Source organism: Brevibacterium sp. UCMA 11752, from assembly GCF_021532235.1.
GTDB lineage: Bacteria > Actinomycetota > Actinomycetes > Actinomycetales > Brevibacteriaceae > Brevibacterium > Brevibacterium antiquum.
Genome location: NZ_JACBOS010000003.1, coordinates 2,212,843 through 2,224,226, shown reverse-complemented (window position 1 = coordinate 2,224,226; position 11,384 = coordinate 2,212,843). Strand labels below are relative to the sequence as shown.

Sequence of the window (11,384 nt, the reverse complement as noted above, 5' to 3'; positions counted from 1 at the left end):
GTCACTTCCCGAAATGGCTGAAGCCGCTCGTCGGCACCGGTGCGCCGTCGAGACTGACCCCGTTGCCGACTCTCATCTCTCCGATTCTCCGCCAGCCTACCGGAGGTGTGTCGAACTGCGCCGACGACGCGACGAAACCATGGTCCTCTCCCCCGTTGAGCACCCAGGTCAACGCCAACTCCTCGGCCTCTGCGGCAGACTGTGCGGTCACTCCGTCCGACTCAGCACCCTCGATGGCGCCCACCAGGTGCCGTGCTGCAGGCAGCAGCTCATCGATGAGCTCTTGGAGTGAGGCGCGGTCGATGCGAGCGTGGACTCCCGAGGCCGACGCGATCCGTCCCAAGTCCGTGCTCAGCCCGTCGGAGACATCGATCATCGCCGAGGCGGCCCCCATGTTCAGGACGGCCGCATAGTCCGGCTGTGGAGCCAGTTGGGTGGTGATGAGTGTCGTCAGGCTTTCATCGAGTTGAGGATCGTTCCGGGCGTCCCCGGCGTTCCCGTCGTTCCCGGCGTTCCCGTCGACACCGGCGAAGAGGAGATCCAACCCGGCTGCCGCGCGTCCGATGGTTCCTGCCAGGTAGATCGAGTCGCCCGTCCGTGCACCCGAGCGGGTGATCGCTGCATGATCGGCGACGGTGCCCAAAGCAGTGATCGCGATGACGATGAGGCCAGAGGATGAGAGATCTCCGCCGATGATCGGGATCTCGCAGCCCAGTTCCTCACCGGCACGCCCCGCCTCGGCGACAATGCCGGCAAAGAGCGCTTCGAGGTCCTCTATCTCGGTCGAGTTCGGCACGGCCAGTGAGACCAGCAGCCCATGAGGCCTGGCGCCCATGACGCACACATCGGAGAGGTTCTGCGCTGCGGCTTTGATCCCGAGCCGGCCCCAGTCGAGCCAGGCGCGGGTGAAGTCCTCGTTCTCCACGAGCATGTCCGCGGTCGACACCAGGTTGCCGTCAACCGCGGTCACCGCGGCATCGTCTCCGGGTCCGATGATCACCTGCGAACCGCTGCGATTGTGAGAGAGGATGCGTTCGAGCACGTGTGATTCGCCAAGTTCGGACAGTCGAGTCATGGCTCAAGGTTATCGGGAGATACGGTAGTTGTATGAGATCTCGTCGCCTCCGCCCGTCGCCTCGACCTTCGCCTCGGAAGGCGCGCACCATCGCCCTGGCAGCCATCGCCACTGTGGTTGCCGGAATCAGCCTGGCAGGGTGTGAGCGCACGGTCGTCGTCGAGCCTGCTCAGGACGCACAGAATCCCGACTGCGCCGACATCATGCTGCGCATGCCCGATGAGATCGCCGGCGCGAAGTCACGCACGACGTCCTCCCAGGGCACGAAGGCGTGGGGAGATCCCAACATCGCAGTCGTCCGCTGCGGGGTCACCCCACCCGGTCCGACCACCGATCAGTGTGTGAGCGTGAGCAGCGTCGACTGGATCTCCAAGGCTTCCGAGGAGGACGACACCTGGGTCTTCACCAGCTACGGTCGCACCCCGGCAGTCGAGGTCCTCGTCAACCGCAAGGCGGAATCGGGCAACAATGTACTCGCAGCGATCTCACCGGCGCTGACCGCTGTGAAGCCTGAGGCCAAGTGCGTGGGAGCCCAGGACCTCGACAGCTGAGCCACCCACACCTTCGCCCAGGCATTATGAGTTGTCGTCAAGCGGCCCACTTAGCATCGACGGGAGACGTTATACGGTAGCCGCTGGATGAAAAGTAGCCCTCTCGACAGAAGTGACCGAGGAGGCGTTTGCAGCCTGAGGCGCCTGTCAACAGCGAGCGATGGCCAATGTGATCTTTACATGCTTTTTGCTATTTTTTAATGGCTTTTGTTGCATTTAATATCACTTGAGGATCATAATGGCACTATGGTCTCGGTGTTTAGATCCAAGGCACTCCATGACCTCGGATTCACCGAGGCAGACATTCGCGATGCACTGAACTGTTGCCTGCGCAGGATACGTCGCGGGCACTTCGTTTTGGACTCGCCTTGCAACACGACGGACCACATGCCGCTCCACCTACTACACAACACCACTGCCACAGACTACCCGCGACGATATGGGGACATCCGAGACAATTCGGAGTGGCTCAGGGTGCTGATCCGCTCCTATGCCGACGAACTCCCGTCAGAAGCGGTCTTCTCTCACGTATCCGCAGCACTCATACACGGTCTGGACCCCCCATTTCCTGCAACCGATTCGGCGGAGGTGGTTCGGCCCGGATTTCACCGAGCGAAGAAGACTCTGCGGACCCGTGACCGTTCGCCGAATTCCGAAGAACTCACACATGTCGGCGATTTGCCTGTGACAACTGTCGGCAGAACACTTGTCGACCTTGCGACTGACTATCCGCTTGAAGTCTCGGTACCTTTCATCTCTGAGGCACTGCGTCGAGGTCTCGCGTCCCACGAATCACTGCACAGCAGCATCCGATCGGGCACACGAGGCTGCAGGCGGGCAGCCCAAGCCTTCGACTTGGCCAGTCCGGCTCACGAATCCTCGGGTGAGGCGCTATGCGCAGTGAAGTTCTTTCGTTTCAACATCATCGGGATGATTCCGCAGGTGAATACCTACGACGCTGCCGGAGCGTGGATCGCCCGCAATGACTTCCGGCATGACAAGCATCCCCTGATCGTCGAGTTCCATGGAGTGGGAAAGTACTATCTCAACAACGCGGGTCCAGATCGCGCCAGCTCTGAGAACCATGAACGACATATGAAGCTGCTCAACGCCGGATACCGCGTCTTCAACCTCGTTTGGGCAGATCTCTTCCGGGCGAGAGAGTTCACCAAGATCAGAGCAGCAATCGCTGAATTCGGCTGACAGGCGGAGGCTCAAGAGGACAGCGGCACATTGCGGTCAGCCCGAAACCACCACGGCGCCCATGGTCACAAGTTGCCGCCCCGACACTGAAACGACCCCCGCTACCGTCTCGACGCACCTGAGATCGCGCCAAAGCTCGGGAGCAGCGTCGGCCATCAGCACCGGCGGGACCACTTATCGACGAGGGGCGAGTTTATAGCGTGGCCCCTCGACGCTAAGTAGTCCGCTCGATGACCAATGGCAGATGCAGCATGCCCGCCAGGTGTGCTCGGGGTTACAGGTGTGCTCAGGGACTGCAGACACCCTCATATCGTGCGTGACTCAGCGCGTGCGTGCCCCAGATCCAGCGGGACTGAATGGGTGCGTGACTCAGCGCGTGCGTGCCCCAGATCCAGCGGGACTGAATGGGTGCGTGACTCGGGACTCAGTGGGTGCGTGACTCGGCACTCAGTGGGTGCGGGCGTGGTCGACTAGGGCGATGGTGATGAGTTCTGAGATGAGCGCGGGGTACTCGATGCCCGAGTTCGACCACATGAACGGGTACGCCGAGGTGGGGGTGAAACCTGGGAGCGTGTTGATCTCGTTGATGAGGACGTCACCGGCATCTGTGACGAAGGTATCGACTCGTGAGAGTCCTGTGCAGTCGAAGAGCCGGAAGACCTGAGCCGAGAGTTCCTGGATCCGGGCCGTCGTCTTCTCATCGACGCGCGCCGGACAGGTCAGCTGCGCATCGGCGAGGTTGAGGTATTTGGCCTCGAAGTCATAGAACGAGTGCTCGCCTGAGACTTCGATCTCTCCGGGGAACGAGACGCGGACCTCACGGTCATGAACCGAGCCGAGCACCGCGCACTCGATCTCACGGCCGACGACCTGTGGTTCGACGATGACCTTGGAGTCATGCTCGAAGGCAGAGCGCAGCGCTTGATCCAGACTTTCGGCGGACTCGACGCGGCTGACTCCCATCGAGGATCCTGCCCGTGCCGGTTTGACGAATACGGGCAGACCAAGTCCGGTGATCCGAGCCTCAGAATCAGCCTGCTCTGATTCCCACATGGTTTCGGTCACGAGCTCCCAGGGGCACGTCGGAATTCCGGCGTGGGCCATGAGGGACTTCGTATAGTGCTTGTCCATGCTCGCCGCCGAAGCGAAGACGCCGGAGCCGACGTAGGCCGTGTCGCTGAGTTCGAACAGGCCCTGCAGGGTTCCGTCTTCCCCGTACTGGCCGTGCAGGAGAGGAAAGAAGACGTCGACGGATCCGAGCTCGGTGTACTGGCCCTCGGCGTCCCGCTGCAGCAGAGGTGAGCCCTGCGCGGAGATCGGCGGGATGACCTCGGTTCCGTTGTCAACGACCTCGGGCATGTCAGCCGGGTCGAAGGCCATCGTCGACCAGTCTTCGACGATGCGCCACACACCGGCCTTCGTGATGCCGATCGGCAGAACACGGTAGGCGTCGGTGTCGATGGCCTGGATGACCCCGGCAGCAGTGACGCAGCTGACGGCGTGTTCGCTCGATCGTCCGCCGAAGAGGACTGCGACGAGTGGCCGGTGATCAGATTCAGGCATAGAAATCCTTGGTCGTAAGCGCGTGACCGTTTGTACGGACTGGAAAACTCTAGCTCACTTGAGCTCGAACGTGCATTCCAGCCACGCACGTGCGATGCCCTTGAAGAACATGTTGAATCCGGCGAAGGCCGGTGAGGCGGATTCGTCGAGGCCCAGCGGCTCCGCCAGTGCCGTGACGATGAAGAAATAACGGTGCGGTCCGTGGCCCTGGGGTGGGGCGGCACCGACGAAGCGAGGTTCGCCCGCATCGTTGCGCAGGGTCACTGTTCCTGCCGGCAACAAGTCTGCCGATGGATCGCCGGCGTTGGCGGGCAGGCTGGTCGTCGATGCGTCAAGGTCGGTCACGACCCAGTGCCAGAAACCGGAGCCGGTGGGAGCGTCGGGGTCATAGCAGGTCACGGCGAAGGCCTTGGTCTCTGCGGGGAAGCCCGACCAGGACAGCTGCGGGGAGACGTCCTGGCCGCCGTCGACGCCCATCGCGCCCGAGAGCTGCGGTCCGCTCAGCTCGGCCCCGTTCTCGATATCTGTACTGGTGAGGGTGAATGTCGGGACATCAGAAAGGTTGTAGAACGGTGAGTTGACGCTCATGTCTGCTCCTTGTAACGCGATGTAGTGGTCGTGCGATGCAGTGATCGTACGCTGTGGTGCCGGACAGCCTGAGCTGCTCAGGCTGGTGGCCCCTCGTGCTTACGCTTCCGAGACAACAGCAAACCGGCGAGTTCGTCAACCCTCAGCTTTCCTCCGAGGACCGCACACACGGCTTCCGTGATCGGCAGGTCGACTGAGTACCTGCGGCCCAGGGCGAGGATGGCGGTCGCCGATTTCACTCCCTCAGCGGTCTGCGAGGTGTGGGCGATGACATCATCCAGGCTCATACCCTCGCCGAGGTGGCGCCCGAATGTCCTGTTCCGCGACAGTGGTGAGGCGCAGGTGGCGACGAGGTCGCCGAGTCCGGCCAGCCCCGAGAGGGTGTGCGGCTGGGCGCCCATGGCAGCGGCCAGACGAGAGGTCTCGGCCAGGCCGCGGGTGATGATCGAGGCCTTCGAGTTGTCGCCGAGTTTCTGACCATCGGCGATGCCGACTGCCAGGGCGATGACGTTCTTCACGGCACCGCCCATCTCGACACCGACGACGTCGGTGTTGGTATAGGGCCGGAAGTAGCCGTTCGCGCTGATCTCAGCGACCACCTCGGCGGTCTCGATGCTCTCCGAGGCCACGACGGTGGCTGTGGGCTGACGATCGGCGATCTCACGGGCCAGGTTCGGGCCGGAGACGACCGCGATCTGGGTGGAGTCCACCTCGGCGACCTCGGCGATGACCTCGGACATCCGTTTGCCCGTGTCGACCTCGATGCCCTTCATCAGGCTCACGAGCTTCACACCTGGGCGCAGGTGCGGCTTCCACCGGCTCAGGTTCTCCCGCAGAGTCTGCGCGGGAACGGCGAGGATGATGACCTCGGCGTCTGTCACGGCGGCGATGTCATCGGCGGTCGCACTCAGCAGCTCAGGCAGGGCCCGGTCGCCCAGGTACCGTTCGTTGGTGTGTGAGGAGGTGATCTCCTCGGCGACCTCGGACCGGCGAGCCCAGAGGGTGACGGGGAATCCGGCATCGGCGACGACGGCGGCATAGGTTGTCCCCCATGATCCGGCGCCCAGCACTGCGGTCTTCTCGACGCTCATTCGCCGACCTCCTTGTTGTGGAATCTCGCCGGCAGCTCACGGTTCGAAAGCTCGCCGACCATCGCTGCAATGGTGTTCGTCAGACGGTGGGTGAGCACCGTCTTGGCCCTCTTCTCCTCGCGGTGGGGCCACAGGTCCTCGTAGTCGAGGGAAGGCCCGAATCTGACGACGCAGTCGTGGCTCAGCGGTTTGAACCTCGGCAGCCGAGATCCGCGCGGATAGATTCCGTTGAGCCCCCAGTGGGCGACGGGAATGATCGGGGCTCCTGTTTCAAGGGCGAGCCGGGCAGTGCCGGATTTGAAGTGCTGGGGCCAGAAGTCTGGGTCCTTGGTCAAGGTTCCTTCGGGGTAGATGACCACGGTTTGGCCATTGGCCAAAGCATCTTTGGCGTATTCGAGCGAGTCCCCGGCCTGCCCCGAGGCTCGCAGCACGGGGATCTGGCCGATCGTCTTGAGGATCGTTCCGAGAACGCCCGAGAACAGAGACGACTTCGCCAGGAAATGCGGCATTCGACCGTGACGTTTGAGGGCCAGGCCCACGAGAATCGGGTCGAGGTGGTTCGCATGGTAGGCGGCGATGATGGCGGCCTTGCCCGGCGGCGGCAGATGTTCGGCCCCCGTGACCGTCATCTTCGTGGCCGTCCTCATGAGCCCGAAGGCAGCGGTGGCGGCGATGGTGCCGGCCCGGTTCTGCGCACGCACTGAGGCGGGGTCGAAGGAGACGAGGTCGTGATCATTCGAGTCCGGCTCGGTCACCGCACTCATGCGGCCACCTCGGCCCCGAGACCGAGAAGCTTGTCGAGGAAGTTCTCGTATCCGCGATTGATGAGCTCGATGCCGTGGACCTGGCTGGTGCCGCGTGCTGCCAGGGCTGCGATGAGGTGGCTGAACCCACCCCGCAGGTCGGGCACGTCGATGCGTGTTCCGGTGAGTTCGGTGGGCCCGGAGACCACGGCTGAATGCTGGTAGTTGCGGCGCCCGAAGCGGCAGGGTGTGCCGCCGAGGCATTCGCGGTAGAGCTGGATCTGGGCGCCCATCTCACCGAGCGCGTGAGTGAAGCCGAAGCGGTTCTCGTACACGGTCTCGTGGATGATCGACAGGCCCTCGGCCTGGGTCATGGCGACGACGAGCGGCTGCTGCCAATCGGTCATGAAGCCCGGGTGCACGTCGGTCTCCAGCGCGAAGGACGTGAGCTTGCCGCCGGGGTGGCGGAAACGGATCCCGGTCTCCTCGACCTCGAATTCGCCGCCGATGCGGCGGAAGACGTTGAGGAAGGTGATGAGCTCGGGCTGGGAGGCACCTTCGACGAAGATGTCTCCGCCGGTGGCCAGCGCGGCAGAGGCCCACGAGGCGGTCTCATTGCGGTCCGGCAGCGCGCGGTGGATGAATCCGCGCAGGCTCTCCACGCCCTCGATGCGCACCACACGGTCGGTGTCGACGGTGATGATCGCGCCCATCTTCTGCAGCAGGGCGATGAGATCCATGATCTCGGGTTCGATGGCCGCATTGCGCAGCTCGGTCACACCTTCGGCGCGGACCGCGGTCAGCAGAACCTGCTCGGTGGCCCCCACAGAGGGGAAGGGCAGTTCGACCTTCGTCCCCTGGAGTCGTCCCCGGGTGGTGAGCATGATGCCGCCGGAGGTCTTGTCGACCTCGGCACCGAACTGCCGCAGCACATCGAGGTGGAAGTTGATGGGACGGTCGCCGATGTGGCAGCCGCCCAGATCCGGAATGAACGCTTGGCCCAGACTGTGCAGGAGAGGTCCGCAGAAGAGGATCGGGATCCGTGAGGAACCGGCGTGTGCGTCGATGTCGACGATCGATCCCTGTGCCATATCGGAGGGGTCCAGGTGAAGTTCACCGTCGGACAGCTGTCCATCGGCCCCGGGCGTGACCCGAACCCCGTGGAGCTCGAGTAGACCGGTGACGATCTCAACGTCCCTGATCTGCGGCACCCCGCGCAGCACGGAGGGCGTCTCTCCCAACAATGAGGCGACCATGGCCTTGGGAACCAAGTTCTTGGCACCTCTGACCTGGACGGTTCCACCTAACGGATTACCGCCGCGAACTTCGAGCATGTTCCTCCCTGCGTCACACTTGCACCCGGTAGGATCCGGACGTGGCCCAGACTAGTCCGGACTCGTCCAAGACTAGCGCAGACGCGGCGTGGGTCCCCTGTGTCACGGCTCTCAGACCGTCGCGTTCGACGATTCGAGCCTTCACTGAGAAGGGATCAGTCCTTCACTGAGAAAGCTTCAGACTTTCGCTGAGAAAGCTTCAGACCTTCGCGGGCAGAGTCGTCGGCTTGAACGTCGCCCGCTTGGACTCGAAATCGGAGATCTCGGTTTCCTTGGCCAGGGTCAGGCTGATGTCGTCGTGGCCTTCGAGGAGGCGCCAGCGCGTGTAATCATCGATCTGGAACGTCACCGTGACCGAATCGCAGGTCACGGTCTTCTCGTTCAGGTCCACGGTGATCGAGGTGCCCGGGTGGTTCTCCAGGATCTTCCAGATCAGTTCGATGTCGTCCTGTTCCAGCTGAGCTGCCAGGAGGCCCTCTTTGCCGGAGTTGCCGCGGAAGATGTCGCCGAAGCGCGAGGAGAGGACGACGCGGAAACCGTAGTCCTTGAGCGCCCACACGGCGTGCTCACGCGATGAGCCGGTGCCGAAATCGGGTCCGGCCACGAGGACGGAGCCGGCCGAGAAGTCGGGGTCGTTGAGGACGAAGTCATCGTTCGTCCGCCACCGGTAGAACAGGGCGTCTTCGAACCCGGTGCGGGTGACCCGCTTGAGGAACTTCGCCGGGATGATCTGGTCGGTGTCGATGTTGGCGCGACGCAGCGGGACGCCGATGCCGGTATGTGTGCTGAAAGCTTCCATCAGTCTTCACTCCTTAAGCGTTCGCCGAGGTGGGGGTGGGTGTCAGTGTCAAGGTGGGCTTATCGTCCGTCCACGCCACCGGTTCGGCGTCGCGTGGGAGATCCTTGACGTCACCGGGTGAGGACAGCGTCCCGCGCACGGCGGTGGCCGCTGCCACGAGCGGGGATACGAGGTGGGTGCGCCCGCCCTTGCCCTGACGACCCTCGAAGTTGCGGTTCGAGGTCGAGGCGCAGCGTTCGCCGTCGGCCAGCTGGTCCGGGTTCATGCCCAGGCACATCGAGCAGCCGGCGAAGCGCCACTCTCCCCCGAAGTCCTTGAAGATCGTGTCGAGACCCTCGTCCTCGGCCTGCAGGCGCACCTTCGCTGAGCCGGGAACGACCATGAAGCGGACGTTCTCGGCCTTCTTCCGGCCGCGGACCACCTCGGCGGCGGCACGCAGGTCTTCGATGCGTGAGTTCGTGCACGAACCGAGGAACACGGTGTCGACTTCGATCTCGCGCAGCGGGGTGCCCGGCGTCAGACCCATGTAGGCCAGGGCGTTGGCGGCCGATGCCTTGTCGTTCTCGTCGGCGAAGTCATCGGGCGAGGGAACGGAGGCCGACAGCGGCAGTCCCTGGCCCGGGTTGGTTCCCCAGGTCACGAACGGTTCGATGTCCTTGGCTTCGAGGACGACCTCGTGGTCGAAGGTGGCGCCCTCGTCGGTGTACAGGGTCTTCCAGTATTCGACCGCGGCGTCCCAGTCTTCGCCCTCGGGTGCGTGCGGACGGCCCTTGACGTAGTCGAAGGTGGTCTCGTCCGGGGCGACCATGCCGGCGCGGGCTCCGGCCTCGATCGACATATTGCAGATGGTCATCCGTGCTTCCATCGACAGCGAACGAATCGCCGAACCGCGGTATTCGAGCACGTAGCCCTGCCCGCCGCCGGTGCCGATCTTCGCGATGATGGCGAGGATGATGTCCTTGGCGCTCGAGCCTTCGGGCAGTTCGCCGTCGACGGTGATCGACATCGTCTTGAACGCCTTGAGGCTCAGCGTCTGGGTGGCGAGCACGTGCTCGACCTCTGAGGTGCCGATGCCCAGTGCCAGCGCACCGAAGGCGCCGTGAGTGGAGGTGTGCGAGTCACCGCAGACGACGGTGGTGCCCGGCTGGGTCAGGCCCAGCTGTGGGCCCACGACGTGGACGATTCCCTGGTCGGCATCGCCGAGGCTGTGCAGCCGGATGCCGAATTCCTGCGTGTTCTGCCTCAGGGTTTCGATCTGCGTGGCAGAGGTGGGCTCGGCGATGGGCTTGTCGATGTCCCAGGTCGGAGTGTTGTGATCCTCCGTGGCGATCGTCAGGTCGGGGCGGCGCACGGGGCGCCCGGCCAGTCGGAGACCGTCGAATGCCTGCGGGCTGGTGACCTCGTGGACGAGGTGGAGGTCGATGTAGATGAGGTCGGGCGCACCGTCTTCGCCCAGGGATACGACGTGATCGGCCCAGACCTTCTCGGCCAAAGTGCGTGGCATGATTCCTCCCGCTGGTACAGGGATTGCCTGTACGTGCTTACTGCTGTGACGGCCCGTGTTCGGGCGTGGGTGACATTCGATCTGACCACTCGGCGAGTGCGCGATGTGCGCTCAACGAGTTCGTACAGGAAACCTACTCGCCCGTATCGCATTTCGAACTTGCATCTCGCCCACTGAGACGCGCACAATAGTGTCTATGACAAGCAATGGTAGCGGCGTCGGAGTCATCGACAAGGCCGCAATGGTTCTCTCCGCCCTTGAGGCTGGACCCGCATCACTGGCCGAACTGGTCTCACTGACCGGACTCGCCCGACCCACTGCCCACCGTCTGGCCGTTGCGCTCGAATTCCATCGCATCGTCGGACGTGACCTGCAGGGTCGCTTCGTCCTCGGCCCACGTCTGGCCGAACTCTCCTCGGCCGCCGGCGAGGACCGCCTGCTCGCTGCGGCCGGACCGGTGCTCGGCCAGCTGCGCGACCAGACCGGCGAGTCCGCGCAGCTCTTCCGCCGTCAGGGCGACCTGCGCCTGTGCGTGGCCGCTGCCGAACGTCCCGTCGGCCTGCGCGACTCGGTGCCCATCGGTGCCACCCTGAGCATGCGCGCGGGTTCCGCCGCCCAAGTCCTCCTGGCCTGGGAGGAACCCGACCGTCTGCACACCGGCCTGCGTGGTGCCCGCTTCTCCGCCACCATGCTCTCCGGTGTCCGTCGCCGAGGCTGGGCGCAGTCGATAGCCGAACGTGAACGAGGCGTCGCCTCCGTCTCGGCCCCGGTGCGCGGACCCAGCAATCGCGTCGTGGCCGCCGTGTCGATCTCCGGTCCCGTGGACCGTCTGACACGTCAACCGGGACGCCTGCACGCGAAGTCCATCATCGAAGCGGCTCGGACCTTGAGCGAAGCTCTCATCAGAGGCTGAGAACAACCTAATGATCGCCG

11 protein-coding genes are annotated in these 11,384 nt (G+C 63.9%); 3 read left to right on the top strand and 8 right to left on the bottom strand.

Annotated elements, in window-relative coordinates; all coding sequences use genetic code 11:
- Position 1: 1 nt before the first annotated feature.
- Positions 2-1,075, bottom strand: a complete 1,074-nt coding sequence (locus HU144_RS09960; RefSeq protein ID WP_235351224.1) for a thiamine-phosphate kinase — start codon at positions 1,073-1,075, stop codon at positions 2-4.
- A gap of 32 nt (positions 1,076-1,107) precedes the next feature.
- Between HU144_RS09960 and HU144_RS09955 the strand changes: the two genes are divergently transcribed.
- Positions 1,108-1,626, top strand: a complete 519-nt coding sequence (locus HU144_RS09955; protein WP_232488460.1) for a DUF3515 family protein — start codon at positions 1,108-1,110, stop codon at positions 1,624-1,626.
- Positions 1,627-2,526: 900 nt separating this feature from the next.
- A complete protein-coding gene (locus HU144_RS09950) occupies positions 2,527-2,829 on the top strand; it encodes a hypothetical protein (RefSeq protein WP_235351223.1) in 303 nt (100 codons plus the stop codon).
- Positions 2,830-3,276: 447 nt separating this feature from the next.
- Here the strand turns inward: HU144_RS09950 and HU144_RS09945 are convergent, their stop codons facing one another.
- The 7 genes from HU144_RS09945 to leuC form a co-directional block, all read right to left on the bottom strand.
- On the bottom strand, positions 3,277-4,392 hold the full coding sequence (locus HU144_RS09945) for a D-alanine--D-alanine ligase family protein (protein ID WP_235351222.1): 1,116 nt from the start codon (positions 4,390-4,392) through the stop codon (positions 3,277-3,279).
- 54 nt (positions 4,393-4,446) lie between these two features.
- Positions 4,447-4,980, bottom strand: coding sequence for a YbhB/YbcL family Raf kinase inhibitor-like protein (locus HU144_RS09940; RefSeq protein ID WP_198397050.1), 534 nt, complete (start codon positions 4,978-4,980; stop codon positions 4,447-4,449).
- Positions 4,981-5,057: 77 nt separating this feature from the next.
- Entirely contained in the window at positions 5,058-6,071 is a 1,014-nt protein-coding gene (locus HU144_RS09935) for an NAD(P)H-dependent glycerol-3-phosphate dehydrogenase (protein WP_235351221.1), read from the bottom strand.
- Positions 6,068-6,835, bottom strand: coding sequence for a lysophospholipid acyltransferase family protein (locus tag HU144_RS09930; RefSeq protein WP_235351220.1), 768 nt, complete (start codon positions 6,833-6,835; stop codon positions 6,068-6,070). Before HU144_RS09930 ends, HU144_RS09935 begins: the two co-directional genes overlap by 4 nt.
- Positions 6,832-8,148, bottom strand: coding sequence for a UDP-N-acetylglucosamine 1-carboxyvinyltransferase (murA, locus tag HU144_RS09925; protein WP_198397047.1), 1,317 nt, complete (start codon positions 8,146-8,148; stop codon positions 6,832-6,834). The genes HU144_RS09930 and murA overlap by 4 nt, the downstream gene beginning before the upstream one ends.
- Before the next feature lie 199 nt (positions 8,149-8,347).
- Positions 8,348-8,947, bottom strand: coding sequence for a 3-isopropylmalate dehydratase small subunit (gene leuD, locus HU144_RS09920; protein WP_235351219.1), 600 nt, complete (start codon positions 8,945-8,947; stop codon positions 8,348-8,350).
- A gap of 13 nt (positions 8,948-8,960) precedes the next feature.
- Complete coding sequence (gene leuC, locus HU144_RS09915; RefSeq protein ID WP_235351218.1) at positions 8,961-10,451, bottom strand: 3-isopropylmalate dehydratase large subunit; 1,491 nt, start codon at positions 10,449-10,451, stop codon at positions 8,961-8,963.
- A 196-nt stretch (positions 10,452-10,647) separates the two neighbouring features.
- Here leuC and HU144_RS09910 point away from each other — a divergent pair, with 196 nt between their 5' ends.
- Positions 10,648-11,364, top strand: coding sequence for an IclR family transcriptional regulator (locus HU144_RS09910; protein WP_009882470.1), 717 nt, complete (start codon positions 10,648-10,650; stop codon positions 11,362-11,364).
- Positions 11,365-11,384: the final 20 nt, after the last annotated feature.